The sequence below is a fragment of the Paenibacillus aceris genome (genome assembly GCF_017874035.1).
Lineage (GTDB): Bacteria > Bacillota > Bacilli > Paenibacillales > NBRC-103111 > Paenibacillus_E > Paenibacillus_E aceris.
Genome location: NZ_JAGGKV010000006.1, coordinates 101,779 through 119,914 on the forward strand (window position 1 = coordinate 101,779; position 18,136 = coordinate 119,914).

The 18,136-nt window shown below is 47.7% G+C and carries 21 protein-coding genes; 8 read left to right on the forward strand and 13 right to left on the reverse strand.

The features are described from left to right. Nucleotides 1-157 precede the first annotated feature (157 nt). From J2Z65_RS13250 to J2Z65_RS13265, 4 genes are all read right to left on the reverse strand, one after another. Nucleotides 158-964, reverse strand: a complete 807-nt coding sequence (locus J2Z65_RS13250) for an ABC transporter ATP-binding protein (RefSeq protein WP_167060639.1) — start codon at nt 962-964, stop codon at nt 158-160. 23 nt (nt 965-987) lie between these two features. Further along, nucleotides 988-2,220, reverse strand: coding sequence for an MFS transporter (locus J2Z65_RS13255; RefSeq protein ID WP_167060642.1), 1,233 nt, complete (start codon nt 2,218-2,220; stop codon nt 988-990). 56 nt (nt 2,221-2,276) lie between these two features. Then, nucleotides 2,277-2,984, reverse strand: coding sequence for a FadR/GntR family transcriptional regulator (locus tag J2Z65_RS13260; RefSeq protein WP_167060645.1), 708 nt, complete (start codon nt 2,982-2,984; stop codon nt 2,277-2,279). Between the two features lie 136 nt (nt 2,985-3,120). After that, nucleotides 3,121-4,110: a glycine-rich domain-containing protein gene (locus J2Z65_RS13265; protein ID WP_167060648.1), complete on the reverse strand. Its 990-nt coding sequence runs from the start codon at nt 4,108-4,110 to the stop codon at nt 3,121-3,123. Nucleotides 4,111-4,218: 108 nt separating this feature from the next. Here J2Z65_RS13265 and J2Z65_RS13270 point away from each other — a divergent pair, with 108 nt between their 5' ends. Both J2Z65_RS13270 and J2Z65_RS13275 read left to right on the forward strand, forming a co-directional pair. After that, nucleotides 4,219-5,109: a TIGR01777 family oxidoreductase gene (locus tag J2Z65_RS13270; RefSeq protein ID WP_167060651.1), complete on the forward strand. Its 891-nt coding sequence runs from the start codon at nt 4,219-4,221 to the stop codon at nt 5,107-5,109. A 131-nt stretch (nt 5,110-5,240) separates the two neighbouring features. Continuing rightward, nucleotides 5,241-5,735: a glutathione peroxidase gene (locus J2Z65_RS13275; RefSeq protein WP_193580981.1), complete on the forward strand. Its 495-nt coding sequence runs from the start codon at nt 5,241-5,243 to the stop codon at nt 5,733-5,735. A gap of 226 nt (nt 5,736-5,961) precedes the next feature. Here the strand turns inward: J2Z65_RS13275 and J2Z65_RS13280 are convergent, their stop codons facing one another. Then, a complete protein-coding gene (locus tag J2Z65_RS13280) occupies nt 5,962-6,183 on the reverse strand; it encodes a YuzB family protein (protein ID WP_167060654.1) in 222 nt (73 codons plus the stop codon). Next, nucleotides 6,183-6,485 carry an iron-sulfur cluster assembly accessory protein gene (locus J2Z65_RS13285; protein WP_167060657.1) on the reverse strand — a complete coding sequence of 101 codons (303 nt, stop codon included), beginning with the start codon at nt 6,483-6,485 and terminating at the stop codon, nt 6,183-6,185. The genes J2Z65_RS13280 and J2Z65_RS13285 overlap by 1 nt, the downstream gene beginning before the upstream one ends. Nucleotides 6,486-6,731: 246 nt before the next feature. Between J2Z65_RS13285 and J2Z65_RS13290 the strand changes: the two genes are divergently transcribed. Genes J2Z65_RS13290 through ytvI form a run of 3 tightly spaced genes read left to right on the forward strand, consistent with a single transcriptional unit; the run spans nt 6,732 to nt 9,008 of the window. After that, nucleotides 6,732-7,091, forward strand: a complete 360-nt coding sequence (locus J2Z65_RS13290; RefSeq protein ID WP_167060660.1) for a winged helix-turn-helix transcriptional regulator — start codon at nt 6,732-6,734, stop codon at nt 7,089-7,091. A gap of 32 nt (nt 7,092-7,123) precedes the next feature. Next, nucleotides 7,124-7,870, forward strand: coding sequence for a type I methionyl aminopeptidase (gene map, locus J2Z65_RS13295; protein WP_167060663.1), 747 nt, complete (start codon nt 7,124-7,126; stop codon nt 7,868-7,870). A gap of 25 nt (nt 7,871-7,895) precedes the next feature. Next, nucleotides 7,896-9,008, forward strand: a complete 1,113-nt coding sequence (gene ytvI / locus J2Z65_RS13300; RefSeq protein WP_167060666.1) for a sporulation integral membrane protein YtvI — start codon at nt 7,896-7,898, stop codon at nt 9,006-9,008. Between the two features lie 47 nt (nt 9,009-9,055). Here the strand turns inward: ytvI and J2Z65_RS13305 are convergent, their stop codons facing one another. Beyond that, nucleotides 9,056-9,838: an AraC family transcriptional regulator gene (locus J2Z65_RS13305; protein WP_167060669.1), complete on the reverse strand. Its 783-nt coding sequence runs from the start codon at nt 9,836-9,838 to the stop codon at nt 9,056-9,058. 123 nt (nt 9,839-9,961) lie between these two features. On the opposite strand from J2Z65_RS13305, the gene J2Z65_RS13310 reads away from it, so the two are divergent. The 3 genes from J2Z65_RS13310 (at nt 9,962) to J2Z65_RS13320 (ending at nt 13,031) form a co-directional block, all read left to right on the forward strand. Then, nucleotides 9,962-12,208, forward strand: coding sequence for an FAD-dependent oxidoreductase (locus J2Z65_RS13310; RefSeq protein ID WP_167060672.1), 2,247 nt, complete (start codon nt 9,962-9,964; stop codon nt 12,206-12,208). A 197-nt stretch (nt 12,209-12,405) separates the two neighbouring features. Then, entirely contained in the window at nt 12,406-12,585 is a 180-nt protein-coding gene (locus tag J2Z65_RS13315; RefSeq protein ID WP_167060675.1) for a hypothetical protein, read from the forward strand. A gap of 266 nt (nt 12,586-12,851) precedes the next feature. Continuing rightward, nucleotides 12,852-13,031 carry a DUF2524 domain-containing protein gene (locus J2Z65_RS13320; RefSeq protein ID WP_167060678.1) on the forward strand — a complete coding sequence of 60 codons (180 nt, stop codon included), beginning with the start codon at nt 12,852-12,854 and terminating at the stop codon, nt 13,029-13,031. Nucleotides 13,032-13,081: 50 nt separating this feature from the next. Here the strand turns inward: J2Z65_RS13320 and J2Z65_RS13325 are convergent, their stop codons facing one another. The 6 genes from J2Z65_RS13325 to J2Z65_RS13350 form a co-directional block, all read right to left on the reverse strand. Next, nucleotides 13,082-13,294, reverse strand: coding sequence for a hypothetical protein (locus J2Z65_RS13325; protein WP_167060390.1), 213 nt, complete (start codon nt 13,292-13,294; stop codon nt 13,082-13,084). Nucleotides 13,295-13,384: 90 nt separating this feature from the next. Then, the gene (locus tag J2Z65_RS13330; protein WP_167060681.1) at nt 13,385-14,275 is read right to left on the reverse strand and encodes a M14 family metallopeptidase; all 891 of its coding nucleotides are present in this window, start codon (nt 14,273-14,275) and stop codon (nt 13,385-13,387) included. Between the two features lie 124 nt (nt 14,276-14,399). Next, nucleotides 14,400-15,209: a glutamate racemase gene (gene racE / locus J2Z65_RS13335; protein ID WP_167060684.1), complete on the reverse strand. Its 810-nt coding sequence runs from the start codon at nt 15,207-15,209 to the stop codon at nt 14,400-14,402. Nucleotides 15,210-15,320: 111 nt separating this feature from the next. Further along, entirely contained in the window at nt 15,321-16,337 is a 1,017-nt protein-coding gene (locus J2Z65_RS13340; RefSeq protein WP_167060687.1) for a polysaccharide deacetylase family protein, read from the reverse strand. A gap of 85 nt (nt 16,338-16,422) precedes the next feature. After that, the gene (locus J2Z65_RS13345; RefSeq protein ID WP_167060690.1) at nt 16,423-16,842 is read right to left on the reverse strand and encodes a disulfide oxidoreductase; all 420 of its coding nucleotides are present in this window, start codon (nt 16,840-16,842) and stop codon (nt 16,423-16,425) included. A gap of 138 nt (nt 16,843-16,980) precedes the next feature. Continuing rightward, nucleotides 16,981-18,135, reverse strand: a complete 1,155-nt coding sequence (locus J2Z65_RS13350; RefSeq protein ID WP_167060693.1) for a glucose 1-dehydrogenase — start codon at nt 18,133-18,135, stop codon at nt 16,981-16,983. Between the last annotated feature and the right edge of the window lies 1 nt (nt 18,136).

The following is an 18,136-nucleotide window of genomic DNA, read 5'->3' on the forward strand; positions in this document are numbered from 1 at the left end:
CTCCTCCTAGCAATTAGATGAGCTCGCTAACTTATCCTTGAAAATTGCTGTCCACACGCTTCATCCAGTGAAGCATCAAAGCAATCTCTTGCTCGGAAAATCCTTGGCGGATCATCTTCTCACCCTCTTCAACTATAGCGGAAAGTGCTTTATACCCTCATTTTGAATCATGCTTTAGCCCATCATTTGCAGGAATCGAAAGCCATGGTCGTTCTCTCTGCCATTTCACTTCTACTTCCGTCTCGAAAAAAGAGGATAGGCTTGTGCTTGTCAGCACATCGCGTGACAGCCCCTTTGCAAACACCTCACCGCGGCGAATCAATAAGGTTTGATTGAATACAGGAAGGATTTCTTCGATGTGATGCGTTACGAATAATAAGGTTGGGGCATCCGGTCCCTTAGCCAATTCTTGAATGCTGGAAAGCAAGGCTTCCCTCGACAGAAAGTCCAGACCATTCGTTGCTTCATCCAAAATCAGCAGCTTTGGCGAGGCCATTAAAGCCCGTGCAATAAGAAGCTTTTGCTTCTCTCCTTGTGAACAGGATTGATAGGTACGGTCGTACAAATGCATGCAATTTAGGCGCTGCATAAGCTCCCCGGCCTGCTCGAAATCTGCCTCGCTCGGCTTCTCATACAGACCAATGGAAGCATGCTTTCCACTTATGACGACATGCTGAGTTTTGTCAGAAGCATACAGTTTCTCCTGCAGGGATGAACTTACCCAGCCAATCTTTTTTCGCAAATCTCTTAAATCAACCGTTCCAAACGTATGTCCAAGCACGGACATTTGCCCTTGACTCGGCCATATATAGCCATTAATCATATTCAGCATTGTCGTTTTTCCTGAGCCGTTCAAGCCCAGTACAGCCCAATGCTCATTTGGGGACACCTGCCAGTCCACTTGGTTCAGTATCGTTTTATTGTCTCTGTACCAGGAGACCTTGTCCATTTCAATAATCGGCATATTTAGGATCACCTCATTTTGAATCATGCTTTTACCATATTTTGCGGCAGATCAGCTTCGGTCAAATTCAATTTTTTATCTGATGGAAGGAACGCCGCCAACAGCCCAATCAACGGCAGAAAAGCACAAAGCTTAATGACAAATGAAATGCTTGTTGCATCCGCAAGCGTGCCTAGCACGGCGGAGCCAATCCCGCCTAAACCGAAAGCCAAACCGAAGAACAGACCGGAAACCGTCCCTACCTTGCCGGGCAGCAGTTCCTGCGCATAAACGACAATAACGGAGAATCCCGATAGCAAAATGAATCCAATGCAAGCACACAACACACCCGCCCAAAACAAATTGGCATACGGTAAAAGCAGCGAAAACGGAGCCGTGCCCAAGATGGAAAACCAAATCATATTCCGTCTTCCGAATCGATCCGCCAGCGGACCGCCCATGAATGTACCGACTGCCCCGGCGGCAAGCAAGGTGAAGATGAATAACTGCGCTTTTTCAACTGAGAGCTGATTGTTCTGAATTAAGTAAAAGGCATAGAATCCCGTCATACTTGCCACATATACGAATTTGGAAAATAGCAGCATAATCAGAATCGAAATCGCGTAGGCAACTTTTTTACGCGGCAAAGGCTGTTTCAATGCAGTGGTTTTACTTGAAGAAGCTGAACGGCTGCTTCCCGCCTTCCGATACCATTTGGCAACGAAAAATTGAACGACAATCGCTACCGCAGCGACAAGCGAAAACCAGATAATCCCAATTTGTCCGAACGGAACGAAAATCAGTGCTGTAAAAATCGGAGCCAGTGCCTGCCCAATGTTGCCGCCTGTTTGGAAGATCGACTGTGCAAGCCCTCTCCGGGGTCCGGCTGCCAAATAGGCCACACGCGATGCCTCAGGATGAAGCACCGAGGAGCCTAGACCGACAAGAACGACGGCACCGAGCACTTGTACGAACGAAGAAGCTACGGCGAGCAAAATCACACCCAAAAGTGAGAAAAACACACCTGCGGGCAGCAAAAAAGGCTTCGGCTTTGCATCGGTGTATAAACCGATCAAAGGCTGGAACATCGAGGCCGTTACATTCAACGTAAAAGCTATCCACCCGATTTGCGTAAAGCTCAGCTGCAATGAGTTATGAAGAATCGGAAACATGGCGGGAATGACGGATTGAATGGCATCATTCAATAAATGGACAATAGAGATGGAAAATAAAATTGCATAAACTGTTTGGTTACGTATTGCATTTGAATCTGACATTTGTTCTCGCCTCCTTCATCATATCATCTGACGTTTTAAATTATAGGAGTGTGAAACTACTCCTGGTTTACATATTGTTTAAGCTGTGTGACGGTCTCATCCAGATTTTTCATGGTCCAATACTCGGCTGCCGCGACATCCTTATCTTTGATCGCTTGGTACATGTTCTCGTGGTACAAATGATGGGGATCGTGCACCGTCTCGACACTTACCAATTTATGCGATGCCTCCAAGAGCGCGGAAGTGAAGGAACGATACAAGTCGATGACAACACTGTTTTTGCTGGCGATAGCGATGGACAGATGAAACTTCACGTCTGAACTCAAATACGTGTCAGTGTCACCTTTCTCCAATGCTTCCAACCTTTGATCCAGCGCGCTGCGCATCTGCTCAAGGTCATTCTCATCGCGGCGCTCAGCCGCTAACCGGGATATTTCGAGCTCGAGCATCCTTCTGACCTCGTAAACCTCCAAAATCTCGGCTCTGCGCAGCCTGTGGTCAAGTGGTTCCTGCATGGCTGACTGAGCTTTCAAAAAAGTGCCGAAGCCCTGCTTTTTCTCCAGCAGACCCGCGTGTACAAGCACCCGTACCGCTTCGCGGATCGTCGAACGGCCAACAGCAAACTGCTGCATGAGCTCCGGCTCCGTCGGAATTTTGTCGCCCGGCTTAATTTCACCTTCCGAGATTTTCTTCTGCAGTTGATTCACCACATCGTCAACCAACTTGGGGCGGCTCAGCGGTTGAAAAGACATTTTAGAATTCATCAGATCATCTCCTGTTTGAAAAAGTATAGCATAGGTCATTCTGATTTTTCCAGATTATTTTTAGCATGCCCTGCATAAAGAAAAGCACTTCCCTGAGCTTCCCATAGGAAAGTGCTTGTAACCTTGGCTTATTGCTTCAACTAGAACCACAGCTGGATCCGCAGCTTGAACTTGACGAACAGGAGGAGCCGGACGAGCAAGAGCTGCCGCCTCCTTGATCCCCGGAGCTGCCATCGCTCCCTCCAAAGCTCCCACAGCCCGATGAAGAGCAGCTGCTATGCTTATCTCTCGGACCTTCCGGTGAATTCTCCGGGAAATTGGCATTCATATCGCTCGAATAGCTTTGCGGATTCTGAATCGAGAAGAACATCATGGCGCCTGCGAGATAAACCATCGAGTTCGAGTTTGCGATTGAAGCATCCCATTCGGTATCCTTTAAACGGCGGCTCTTCGCGGCTTTCCTTACATCTCGAACGGCTTGTTCAATTAAGAGGCGTATCGTCTCAGCAACCTCAGGATATCGGCGGGCTTGCTCCATATTAAACAAACTCGCGGATATCGCATCCACTTTACCTTCACGGAGCATCTCTATGCATTCTGAATCCAGCGGGTTGCGGAAGAATCCGTTCCAGCAGCGCTTGCTGCTCGGCGCAAATTCGAATAGATGAGCATACACCCAATCAAACCAAGCGCGCTCTCCCGGGAGCTGCTTCGGTTCACGTTCAGGAGCATGATGAATGACGCCGCCTGCAAATTGTTCTCCGAATCGCTGATACTCTCTGGTGAACATCAACATTTCATGCCATATGTCATCGATCTCACTACTAAACATCGGTGATCGTTTCAAAATAAGGTTCATTAAGAAATAACGCTTAAGTTCAAACCATTTGCAGGCAAATTCATCGTCAGTCATGCTCGGATATTCAACTTTTACCCGATAGTGGAGTCTTTCAACATAGTCTGCCGGTAGTGAGCTCTCCAGCTTAGCAACAATACGTTCCAGCCGAATACCTTCGAGCAAGCCCAGACCTTCAGGCAGTTCCGATGCCCTATAGAATGGCTTGGATTTACCAAGCCGACTGCGCTTGGGCAGCTTAGGCGATTTTCCAAATAAAAAACGAAACATGGGCATCCCTCCTTTTTCCAATATACCACAGCCTGGTAAAGAGAAGAATAAGTCCCTTGGAAAACATTGTATAATAGGCCTATAATAAAGTGATGGAGGTGTGCATAGATGAAAATAGCAATCACTGGTGGCAGTGGTTTTATAGGAAAGCGTTTAATTGCCTATTTGCAACAGCACGGCCATGAAATTATCAACATTTCACGAACCCCCAGAAGTATCATGAATGGGGTACGTACCGTAACGTGGGAGCAGCTGCAGAGTCATTCTGCTGGCCTTGAAGAGCTGGACGCCATTGTAAATTTAGCCGGTGAGTCCATTAATCAGCGCTGGACAGCAGCGGCAAAGCAAAGAATTCTAAATTCCCGGTTAAAGGCTGCTCAGCAGGTTGCTCAGCTTGTCGAACGGATGGACAGGAAGCCAAAAGTCGTCGTCAACGCCTCGGGTATGTCCGTCTACGGCACGTCAGAGACGGCTGTCTTCGATGAGCGCAGCCCACACAATACGATAGATTTCTTATCCAGTGTCGTTGAGAAATGGGAACAAGCTGCTGATCAAATCCAGGGACCACGAATCGTAAAGGTTCGCGTAGGACTTGTGCTCGACGGCAAGGAAGGCGCATTTCCGAAGATGGCGTTACCTTATAAGCTCGGCGTTGGCGGCACCATCGGCAGCGGCAAGCAATGGCTGTCCTGGATTCACATAGAAGACATGGTGAGATTGATCGATTTCTGTATCCAGAACGAGTCGATCAGCGGGCCCGTCAACGCTACGGCTCCAAGTCCCGTCACGAATAAGCAATTCGGAGTGGCATTAGCCACAGCATTGCACAGACCGAATCTTTTTCCGCTCCCTTCTTTTGTGCTGAAACTTGTTTTCGGTGAATTGTCTACCTTGCTTTTGGAGGGCCAGAAAGTGCTGCCCCGCGTACTGCTGCAGCATGGCTTCAACTTCACATATACATCCGTTGACAAAGCGCTGGCGGATATCGTACAACAATAAACCCGGATTTTTCGAGCGACTCGAGATCAGGGTTTCTTTTTATTTGACCATTCTCATAAAAAAGCTTTTCAAATCCATAAAAGTTGTGTAAAATTAAATTGTATAAAATATTTATGAAAAAGGTGATCCTTTTGAACGTTCATCAGTTTACAGCCCGGACGATCCGCGGTGACGAAAAGTCTTTTGCCGACTACAAGGGTCAAGTGCTGCTTATAGTCAATACCGCGACCAAATGCGGATTCGCTCCTCAATTTAAGGGCCTTCAAGACCTTCATGACACTTATAAAGATCAAGGTTTCAACGTTTTAGGCTTTCCGTGCAATCAATTCAAGGACCAAGAGCCTGGCAACGATGCTCAGGTTGAGCAGGCATGCCAGATCAATTTCGGCGTCAACTTCCCCTTGTTTTCCAAAATAGATGTCAATGGCGCTGACACCCATCCGCTTTACCGTCACTTGAAGCAGCAGGCTTCCGGAATATTCGGTTCCAGCATCAAGTGGAATTTCACGAAATTTTTGGTTGATCAAGAAGGCAAAGTCATTAAAAGATTCTCCCCTACGACAACCCCGCGCAAAATTGAAAAAGAGATTCAAAAACTCTTAGCCAAGTCTGCAGTTCATGCTTAATTGGAAATAGACCTAGCTGAAGATGTTTGGCTAGGTCTGTTTCTTTGGATGGTCATTTGTGTCTCCGCATGAACTTTAAGCTTGTTTCGCAATGTTACCTTCAACTCTCTGTACCCTCCGCCCATTTAAGCATTGAAAAACATCGTCTCGGCTGCAACACTAGATAGTGCCTCTGGGCACGCCCACAACAAAAAAACCGTCTGGGTACATACCCAGACAGTTCTTATTATTTCACGTATTTTTTAGCCTTTTCAATCGCATCGTCTTCGGTAGCTCCTGTTACATAGCGGCCGTTAATGAATATAAAAGCAAAACGGGAACATGGACCGCAATAGGATTTGCAGGCAACTTTGACTTCAGCATCAGGTGCAATGACTTTAATTTTTGAAAGTGCGGATTTCACTTTCATGTGTTTGCATTTATCACAAATGCGAATATCATTGCGCATTAGTGATCTCCGTTGTTCCCCTTGCTTGGGTTCGTAATCATAAAGCCTTCTTCCGGTGTGTAGAAGTAGTCAATACGGATGCCGTCAAGCAATGGTTCACTTCCATCCAGCAAAACATCGATGCCTTTATCAGTGCTGACAACGACGTCATTTGCAGATTTATCGTCAAGACCCAAGCCATAGTGAGCGTGGTCACCGTGTTTATGAGTCACTTGTACACGAACCAATAGGCCTTTGTTTTCTTCTTTATCAAGCTCTAATTGAAGTACTTTCGCTGCATTACGGGAAATTTTGACGTTCATATGTACACATCTCCTGAAACAATAATTTTATTTCTTATTGTAAAGAATCTAAGGCACGAAATCAACCTTTGACAATGTTCAACTTAAAAAGCAATTTACAAATACCATAATCGGCCTGCTATTGCTAATTGGCTTCACGAACTTTAAAATAGATAGTAGTGAAAATATTTCACCCTAAATACAGGATGGTAACTTACTTACTTCAATGATAGTAATGTACATTCCAATTGGAAAGGACGCGATTCGATGTCAACACTTGAGAATGATAAAGTCGCCCCACTCAGCAACTATGTTCCTAAAGTACCCAAAGAAATCGAATGCTCCATTGAACGAACACTTGAGGTGATCGGCGGAAAATGGGCGTTTCTCGTCCTACGGGAATTATTTTGCGGTACGAAGCGTTTCGGCGAACTACAGCGTCAAGTGACAGGAATCAGCCCTAAATCCTTAACCGATATTCTACGTCATCTCGAGGATCATGGCGTTTTAGAACGGATGGCTTACCCTACTGTGCCTGTTACCGTTGAGTATACGTTGACACCGAAAGGCCAGGATTTGCATCAAATATTAAAAGAGATGAAGCTATGGTCAGCAAAATGGACATAATGATTGAAATACACCAGAGGAGTTGGACTTAAGTGATTACCATCAAAACCAAAGAGCAAATTGACAAAATGGGCAGAGCCGGACGCATTCTAGCTGACTGCCATAAGGAGATTGCCAAAATGATTCGCCCTGGCATCACCTCCTGGGAAATCGACCAGTTCGTAGAAGGATTTCTGGCAAAACACGGCGCAACACCGGAGCAGAAGGGCTATCATGGCTATCCATATGCCACTTGCGCATCGGTTAACGACGTCATCTGTCACGGCTTTCCGAAGAAAGAAGCGCTGAACGACGGCGATATCGTAACGATTGACATGGTTGTGCGAATTGATGGCTGGCTGGCGGACTCCGCGTGGTCCTATGCCGTTGGGAACATCTCCCCTACAGCCGAGAAATTGCTAAAAGTAACGAAGGAATCCTTGTACAAAGGCATTGAGCAAGCGGTTCCAGGCAACCGTATCGGCGATGTCTCCCATGCGATCCAAGTATACGCGGAATCACACGGCTTCTCCGTTGTCAGAGACTTCATCGGACACGGAATCGGCTCCGAAATGCATGAAGAACCGCAAGTTCCTCATTACGGACCAGCAGGCAAAGGGCCGCGCATTAAAGAAGGCATGGTTTTCACCATTGAACCCATGCTGAATGTCGGCAAATTCCACGCTAAGGTCGATGCGGATGGTTGGACAGCAAGAACCTACGATGGCAGTCTGTCTGCTCAATATGAACACACGATTGCGATAACGAACCAAGGACCGGTTATTTTGACGGAACAATAAACAAAAAGTCCCCGGAGGAACATGCATGATTTCTTTTTACAAGAAATATTGGAGAACTGCCTTTGACATTGCTCTCATTGTTCTAACCGTCTACTTATTCATGCTGTTATTCAGCTATTTGTATCGCATCGCAACGCCTATCTTTCTGGCTCTGATCATTTTCATGATGATCGAGCCTTTTGCTAGGTTCCTGAATCGGAAAGGAATGCGCAAGTCAATTGCATCAGCCATCTCGACGCTGGTCTTCGTCTTGATCATCCTAGGCGCACTAACCGGTGCCGCCGTAATTTTCACAAGTCAAATTATGAGCCTTGTCGATAAAGTGGACGATTATCAAGCGATATTCAATGACCAGATCGTACATAAAATTAGTGAATTAAATGATCGGTTTCAAACACTGCCTCCCGATGTTATTCTCAAAGCCAAAGAATATGCCGGTCAATTCGCAGGGAATGCTTCCAAATTTATCATTGCTTTTTTATCCGGATTAGTAGCCTCATTGACTTCCTTTTCCACTTTCATGTTTAACTTCATCGTTGGAATCATACTGGCCTATTTCTTAAGCATTGAAATCGACTCCTGGAAACGCCTTGCCAGTGAGAAAACACCCAAAACGTTCAAAGCCGTTTTCTTTTTTCTCAAAGAAAATGTCGTGAAGGGCATCGTCTCATACGTAAAAGCGCAGTTCAAGCTCATTAGCCTGACGTTCATCGTCGTATTTATCGCCCTTCTCCTGCTCGACGTAAATAACGCTTTTTCCATCTCCTTGCTCTCAGCAATCTTCGATGTCCTGCCATTGCTAGGGGTTTCAACCTTGTTCATCCCATGGATCATTTATTTGTTTATCGTGGGTCAAACAACATTGGCAATCTGGCTTAGCGCCCTCCTTCTTGTCGTCATTCTTGTCAGACAAATCATGGAGCCTAAGATCACAGGAGAATCACTAGGCGTATCGGCTTTCACTACATTAGCCTTTATGATCGTATCCCTTTCCTTATTTGGCGTTGCGGGTGTCATCCTTTCGCCTGTCTTGATTATCCTGATCAAAGCCCTGTATACGCAAGGTTACTTTGAGCGCTGGATACGCAAGCCCGAAGACGAGTATACGCAAGGCAATCTTCCAAATGCCGGTCCATAGACAAAAAGCTCTGATTCCATTCACTGGATAGCAGAGCTTTTTTCTATTTATACACGATACATGCTGCGGTACACCGAAGGGGCCACCCCTATTTTTTGCGTAAATACGCGGCTCAAATAAAATCCATTTTCAAATCCGCATTTTGTGGCGATTGCATCCAAGGTTAAGGTGGACCCTTCCAGCAGATGGCGCACTCTCGTTAAGCGTATTTCATTCAAAAAATCCGATGGCGTTTGCGCAAAGGCTCTGCGAAACCTGCGGGTAAGCTGCACCGGGGTGAGCCCCAAACTCTCAGCCAAATCCAACATGGACAAGCTGCCATAAGCATGATCCGTCAAATATTGGCGTGCTTTTTCCATCAAATCATCACTTTCTGAAGTGAACTCGTCTTTGCGTTCCCGTTCGATTTGGATCAGTCGGAGCATATCGCTGAGCATATGCTGTTTATGCAGCGTACTCTCTTCGTCCCAGCCGGGCAGCTGTTTCAGATAGAGGTAATCGGAGGCCAGTCTCTCCCTATCCTTGATGACAAGCTTGCCGCTCCAACGGCTTGCTTGCTCTCCGTTTGGTTCTGACTGCCAGACGAATTGCAGAAAATGAAACGACAATGGCTCCAAGGTTCGCCTTTGAAAACCAACATGAGGCGGGCATAAAACTAGATCCCCGAATCCCGCTTCACCCTTTTGCTCGTTAATTCCATAAAAGAATCTCCCTTCTTCCACCGCAAATAATGTCCAGCAGGGATACGTATCTTCGCCATACATAAACTCCGCTTTTCGGTGCCAATACACGTGGGAGAGGAGTTTCAATGCCACATCGCCAGCAGCCAAGCCTACCACTCCTTATTTGTGAAATAAAGTATATGCTCATTGTAATTGACTGCATGTTCATTGGGAATAGAATATTTTAAAATGAAATCAAAGATATTCCATCAACTAGCGAGGTGCTTATTCATGAAGAATGAAATCGTTACATCCGATATCACTGTTGTCGGTGGAGGCTTGGCAGGCGTATGTGCGGCCATCGCGGCTGCACGGTTAGGCCAAACCGTTTCGCTTGTCCAGAATCGCCCTGTGCTTGGCGGCAATGCCAGCAGTGAAGTGCGTGTCTGGGTGTGTGGAGCTACCTCCCATGGCGTTCATCGCAATGCGCGTGAAACCGGTATTATGGGTGAAATGTTCGTGGAGAACCAATACCGTAATATCGATGGGAATCCTTATATATGGGACCTGATCGTGCTTGAAAAAGTGAAAGCCGAAAAAAATATCACCTTGTTCTTGAATACGGATGTACATGAGGTTGAAGCCGAAGGCGATGACACTTCTCGGACGATCCGTTCCGTTACAGGTTGGATGATGGGCTCTGAACGCCGAATTCGCTTCGATAGCCGGGTGTATCTGGATTGTACAGGGGATGGATTAGTCGGTTTTCTGGCGGGCGCTAAGTTCCGTATTGGCCGTGAAGCGCAGGAAGAGTTTAATGAAGAGTGGGCTCCTCTTGTACCGGATGATATTACTTTAGGAAGTACCTTGCTCTTCTATACAAAAGACGCAGGCCGTCCGGTAAAGTACACCCCGCCGAGCTTCGCGAAAGATATCACCCAAACGACCATTCCGATGAAACGCGTAATTCGAAGCGGCGATAATGGATGCGCTTACTGGTGGATTGAATGGGGAGGCGAGCTGGATACGGTTCATGATAATGAAAAAATCCGTGACGAGCTGTCCTCTGTTATTTACGGTATTTGGGATTATATCAAAAATTCCGGTAAATTCGATTGTGAAAACCTCACGCTCGAATGGATAGGATCCGTTCCTGGAAAACGTGAATATCGTCGTTTCGTAGGAGACTACGTGTTGAATCAGAACGATGTGATCGCACAGGAGCTGTTTGAAGACCGCGTAGCCTTCGGCGGCTGGTCAATCGACTTGCACCCGCCGCAAGGGATGTATGCAACTGCAAAAGGCTCCAAACATATGCATATGGACGGCAGCTACCACATCCCTTTCCGCTCCCTCTATTCGTCCAACGTATCGAATATGTTGATGGCTGGGCGCAATATCAGCGCGTCCCACGTTGCTTTTGGCACGACGCGCGTTATGGCGACCTGCGCCGTCATCGGCGAAGCCGCGGGCACGGGCGCCGCGCTCTGCGCCGCGAAGGGCGTCTCGCCACGCGAGCTGCACGGCAGCCACCTGAGCGAGCTGCAGCAAACGCTGCTGCGGCAGGATGCCGCCGTGCTCGGGCTGAAAAACGAGGATACGTCGGACCTCGTGCTCAGCGCTTCTCTGTCTGCGTCCAGCACCTTGACGCAGCTTGCTCTTGAACAATCTGCGGCGGTAATGCCGCTTACCGCGCATACAGCGGTTCTCGTGCCCGCCGATCCGTTTATTGAAGGCGTTGAGCTGCTCTTGGATGCCTCGGAAGCTACGGTACTTACGGTTGAACTGTGGAGCACAGGAAAGCCGCAAAACTACGTCCCGCACACCCAAGTAACGACAGTTCAAATCGCAGTGGCCAAGGGGAGCAAACAATGGATAAAAGCTCCGCTCAGCTGGCACCCGGACACAGCACAAAATGCGTTTATTATTCTTAGAAGCAACCCAGCTCTGTCGGTACACTTGTCTGCTGCCCCTCAGTCCGGCATACTCTCCTTCAAAAACATGGAGACTGCGGATTCGGCTGATTTCGGTGACATGCATCACCACCAGCCTGTCGTGGATTGGAGCTCCAAAGATTTCGTACGCAAACCGCTTTGCTTCCGGCTGCTCTCGCCTACTTCTGCATTCACGGCGAATAAAGCGGCTAATGGCTATAAACGGCCATACGGAGGACCTAACCTTTGGTCATCGGCGGCTTTGACAGCCGGCAAGCCGGAATGGCTGGAAGCAAGCTGGCCGAAACCAGTGCCGATCCGCGCCGTACAGCTTACATTGAATGACGATGTCAATGAAGATTTAATTAATTTGCATCACCATCGGACAGAATTCGAGATCATTCCTGAGCTGGTTAAAGACTATAAGCTCCAAGCTTATATCGGAGGCGACTGGAAAACGGTGGCCGAAGGTCTCAATAATCACACCCGCCATCATACACATACCTTCTCCGAAACCTTAGAAACCGACCGTTTGCGTGTATTAGTGGAGTCAACGAACGGATCGGCAAGAGCTGAAGTTGTAGAGATTCGCTGCTATAGTTAATCTAAAAAGCACGCTAAATGGCCCAGCATACGCTGCCGTTTGGTGTGTTTTTTTCTTTGCCGTTCGGGCTGGCTTCCGACAATCTTTTCTAATAAATAGGTCTTAATAACCCTTGTTTAACCTTACATGATATGTTATATTAAAAGTGCGACAAATCAAGGTTTCCTCTTCAAAAAGTTGACATAGGAGTGATGAAAATGAATCAAAATTCCGTTCAAATTTCACAAGGCGAAGAGATTATTTATGTTGAAATGACCGTTAAGGAAGCGCTTGCATTGACTGGCGCGAAGTTCAACATGAACCACAAATTAGAAACAGATGCTATCAAAAAGCTGAAACAACGCCTTGAGGATAAACTCCTCCATCCCAACCATTAATCGTACTCTACGTCACCGTATATAGCCCAACGAACGATAACCATCGCTCGTTGGGTTTTTATTTTTCCCCATCCAACCGTATCAAAATCAGCTAACTGTTTATAATAATCTCGCAATGTCCAACAACGATAGTAAGGAGTGAATGACCATGTCCGCAGACCATAAACAGCAAGGGCAATCCAGAAAAAATACAACTACGCGAACTCAGGATCAAAAAAGCAATAAAGGACACAAATAAGGAAAATGAAATGTGAGGAGGATCCCCCATGCTAGACAAATTGGAAAGTAGCTACGACTGCGCGAATGCGAGCTCCGATTTGCACAATCTCATCCAAGAGCTGGAGCAATTCCAAGGGTCCGAAGAGCAGCGCAATCGGCTTGAGAACCAGATCCATTTTATTCAGAATAAGTGCTCCATCCCGCATGAACATCTCCATTATAGATAAAATAAAGAAAAGTCCATGCCTCTTTTTTCGGGCGCGGACTTTTTCACTTTTTACCCATTGATTTTCCTTCTTGTTAAAATACATGGAACCCCTCTACCAACGGCCCCCGGCTGAGCCATTAGCGCCAAGTATCGAAGTCCTCTTGTGCATTGCGTTTTACAAACCGCACAGGTCGACGACTCCACAATCCTCATCGTATATTGCTCTCTGGATGATAAAACTTTCTTCTTGGCTACCTTGCCCTTCCCTTTTGATGGTGCCATAACCTCGCCTCCCAGCCATTTCCTTATTCCAGTATATGAAGTCTGGACATAACGGTTCTTGGGAAGCAAGGTCAAGTTCAGGTTACTTGTCTAACGGTTAACCATTTGTAAATCAAGCGCTGTCAGCAGAATCGGAACAATCTCGGCATACAATTCGGCAAAGGATTCTGCAGGCAACGGATTGACACCCTCCCCTAACTCCACAGTAAATCCCGGCCTGCGAAATTGCTGAATAAACCAGTCTTTGTACCCTGCGTCACTATCGGTCAATTTCACGGATTTGTATCCGCTGACGATAGCTAATTGCTCGGCTAACACTTCGGATTCCTGGGGCTCATACCCGCGGTAGTTCCAGTAGATTTCTCTGCCTTGCGTATGAAGGGCAACAACGAACTCGAAGGGATGGCATTCTGTAAAACGAGCAACCGCCACAGCTTCCGGCTCCGATAACGGCTTCTCCCCGCCATAATCACGCGGCCCCGGCCCTAGCTGTCCTCTGCGTTCTGCCTCCTCCTCCCAATGCGCAGGAAATTGGTCATTGAGGTCAACGCCCCGTATATTTGCTTTCCAATTGCTAAAATCCGGTTCTCCTTCATTCCATTCCAGTAGTTTAGCTTGATAAGGGTGCTCAGGGCTAACGCCATTCAGCACGAGTTCAACGCCGTCGGGATTCACCATGGGAACGACCCAAAGTGAATACTCCGATAGGAGACGCCTTGTATTTTTGCCCTGCCACGCTGTCCCTCTGGCATACGAGCAGGCAAGATCCTCCACAAATTGCATGATCAAGGGCGTCGTAATCCACTCATTCGCGTGGAACGCTGCGTTGACATGAAGCTCTCTTGCGCCTTGACCGATGCGCAGTGCAGGTATGCCTTTCCCCATCACGCTTTCCCCTATAACTTCGACATGCAGGAAAGGATAAATCCTGCTGAGCCGATTCAATTCATCACAAAGCGTCCCATACCCATATCCTAACATACGACCACCTCACAGCTCTTTGATCTTCTACGTAGGTTATGAATATGCCTGCAGCTCTGGAATCATGCGACGTAATGCGGCTGGTTACCGCTAGAGCAACAAAAATAGACCCCTAAGGGTCTATTCAAAAAATGTTAGGCACCTGCCAGACAACCGGTGTAATGGCAATTTGCTCTTTCAGCCAGCTTTCCGTAATGCGTTTAAAAAGCGCGGGTTCTCCACTGCAAAAGAATTGATGAATAGGCAGCAGTCCGGAGGTTTCCATCATATCGCGGTGAGACAGAATCGTGCTGATTTCTCTTGCCGTCTCATCTGCCGATGAAATCAACGTGACATCCGGCCCCATCACGCGGGAGATCGGCTCCATCAGAAATGGGTAATGCGTGCATCCCAGTATTAAACAATCGATAGGCTTGCCAATCAGCGGACGAAGCGATTGTTCTACAATTTCATGCTCTTGTTCCCTGCCAAAAAGCCCTTTTTCTACGAATGGCGCCAAGAGCGGGCAAGGCTCACTGTACACCTGAATGTTCGGGCAAATTAACCTTAGCGCATGTTCATACGCTTTGCTGCGGATCGTTCCATCTGTGCCAATGACCCCGACAACTCCGCTTCGCGTATGCTTAATCGCAGCTCTCGCCCCTGGGGAGATAACCCCTAGGACCGGAATAGAGACCCGTTCACGAATATCTTCTATAGCAACAGCTGTTGCCGTATTACAAGCGATCACAATCATTTTAGGATTAAATTGAATTAAGTAGTCCACGATTTGCCGGGTAAATGTTCGTACTTCAGCTGCTGACCGCGGGCCATAAGGACTTCGAGCAGTGTCACCGAAATAAATCACTTTCTCTTGCGGCAGCTGTCTCATGAGTTCTTTTACTACAGTTAATCCTCCGACTCCGGAGTCCAGTACGGCTATCGCTTGCTGCACACCTATCCGCTTCCTTTGCCGGTTAATGAATTTCACAGGCCACATGGATAGAATATGAGCGTACAAGCTGAAAGGTACCTGGGTATCCGACATTGATTACTGGTCGATCACTTATTTTTTGGGCTGCAAATCATTCACAAGCGCGAACTCATAACCTTTCTTCTTAATCTCTTTGCAAATGCGCGAGAGCGCCTGCATGTTTTCCAAAGAGCCCTGATGCATCAAAATAATATTGCCATCATGCAAGTTATTCATAATATCATTGTATGGATCCTCGGCTCCATTCGCTCTCGGCTCCCAATCCCGCATGGCCGTTGACCAAAAGACAGACGTATATCCCATACTGGATACTAGACTCAAGTTATGCATATTGTAGTGACCGTAAGGGAAGCGGAAATATTTCTCGACTTCTTTGCCCGTCAGCTTTTTGTACAGCGCTTCAAAATCCGTAATTTCCTTGCGAATCTGATCATCGCTCAGTTCATTAAAATCATTGTGCGTCATCGTATGGTTGGCCACAAAATGGCCGTCAGCCACAACTCTTTTTAAATAGTCCGGATTTTTCTTAATATTATTTCCCGAAATGAAAAAGTTCGCTTTCACGCCGTTTTCTTTCAAAGATTTCAGCATCAAATCCACTTCAATCAGCGGGCCGCCGGCGTCAATGGTTAAGTAAACCTTTTTCCCGGTCCCCACCCATACGGCTTTCTGATCAGCGGTGAAGGATTTCGTTTCTTTCGGAAAATCGGGAACCTGTCCCGTTTTTTTCTTCATGTAGTACCATGAATAAGGTACCTTGTCCCCAGCGGTTGACTTTACTTTCGATGTGTCGGCTGCCGGCTTTGTAGTTGCGACAGGGCTAGGTGCAGTCGTTGGGTGCGGAGTTGCACTTGCAGCTGCTGTGTGCGTTGGAGAAGGTATGGGGGTTGCTGTTGATTTAGATGTTGGTGTTGGCGCAGGCTTAGCCGCTTCTACTTTTGTGGGAGCTTTAGTTGGCGCATTCGTTGGCGCTTGCGGACTTGACGTTACAGCTTCTGTGGCAGGGGAAATCAGGCTTTTGTCTGCACAACCGACCAATGTTGCGCTTAGCAGGATCAGCAGTGCAGCACTTTTGGTAATTGGTGTCATTGTAGCACCTCGTTTGGAATGAATACGTTCGGTATTCATTTCGACAGCACTAGACAAATTACCTGCCTATTTTTGGAACGGGGTCTTATTTCGTAGCTCGGTAAGTCAAATATTGAAGAATCGTGATCAGAATAAAAGCCGTTCCGGCAAGCATTGGAATCGTAATAAAACCAAGCCAGTTCAAGTAATCCACGTCACATGGAATAGGCCCACAGCTCGTTGCGGACTCATGGAAAACCCCGGATTGAAGCAATACATGATAGACGGAGATGCAGGCTCCCCATATCGTCAAAGGCAATACATAAATCGTCAGCTTATAATCTCTACGCACAGCTGCGATTCCTAATATAACTGCTAGTGGATACATTAGAATACGTTGGTACCAGCATAATTTGCACGGTATAAAGTGCATAATTTCCGAGAAATACAAGCTCCCTAGTGTGGCGATTAAAGCTAACAGCCATGATAGGTGCATGCCATTTTCTCTTAAAAATTTTTTTGACATTTGTGCTCGTCCTCCCCTTTCTCATTATTATAGAAAAATATAGCAGGGAAGTCTAACCTTTTAGGGGCACTTTGTAACTCTAGCCGCCCAGCAAACAAAAAGCGGCCAAGCAGGCCATAACCAGCCTGCTTAACCGCTTTAAACCGAGAAGCTGTATTCGACTTCGTTCGTCTGTTTAACCAGCTCCCGCCACTGCTCCACCGGAACGATGTCGACGACCGCTTTGATCGGAATGCTCGCAAAATCCAGCTGCGGCACGGCGTCCAGCTTCATCCGGTTGGTGACTAACCGGTACAACCAACCGGGATACATCTTCTCCATCTGCTGCAGCCGATAAATGGCGGTCTCGAAATCTTTGCGCGCCGCGTTCACCGAGCCGATCACGCATTTGTTCTCGAGCACCATGCTCTGGTTGAGCATGTCGGAGGAAATCTCCAGCTTACGGTCAGCTGGCGTGACCCCGAGCAGCGCCAGCACGCCGTTCGGCGCTAGCACAGACATAGCCTCGAAGGCTAGCGGGCTGAAGCCCGTGCATTCGAGGATCAGATCCAACGGCTTGCCGAGCCCTTCGGCATAAGCCGTCAAACTAATGCCGCCGTCCTCGGCCGGCTGGTACACACCCCCGCAGTCCTTCACAAGCTGCGCTTGCAAGCTATCCTGCGGGGATCTGGACCAGACGTATACGTCCAGTCCCAGTACCCTGCAGGTTATCGCAGCCAGCAGCCCCAGCGGCCCAGAGCCGAGAATGAGCGCTGCTTTCGGCTCCCAAATCAGCCGCTGCTGCACGCGCAGCACCTGATCCCAGACTTTCTCGACGATACTCTGCGGCTCGACTAAAACGCCATGCTCAAGCAACTCAGAGGGTACCTGCACCAAGTAACGTCCATCTTCCTTATAAAACTCGGAGAGGAAGCCGTGGGCGCCTTTGATGCCACGCTCTACGAATTCACCGGTTTGACAGTAGTCAGAATGACCGTTGCGGCAATTGACGCAGCTTTGATTTCGGCAAGGCCGCCGCACAATTGCGGTTACGAGATCACCGGGCTGAAAGCCGCTCTCCCTGCCTGCCTCGGCTACGACACCAAGGGATTCGTGCCCTGTGGTCAAATCGTCTTCCCCCTGTGGCGGAATGCCGTATTTTTCCTGCAAAATCTCCTTATCCGTACCGTCCAGCCCCACTGCCAGAACCTTGACAATGACTTCTTGGGGATGAGAAATCACTGGATCGTCCACGGTTTCTAACGCAATCGAAGGGGTTCCCTGTCGCAGTTGTTTGACGCGAATCGCTTTCATC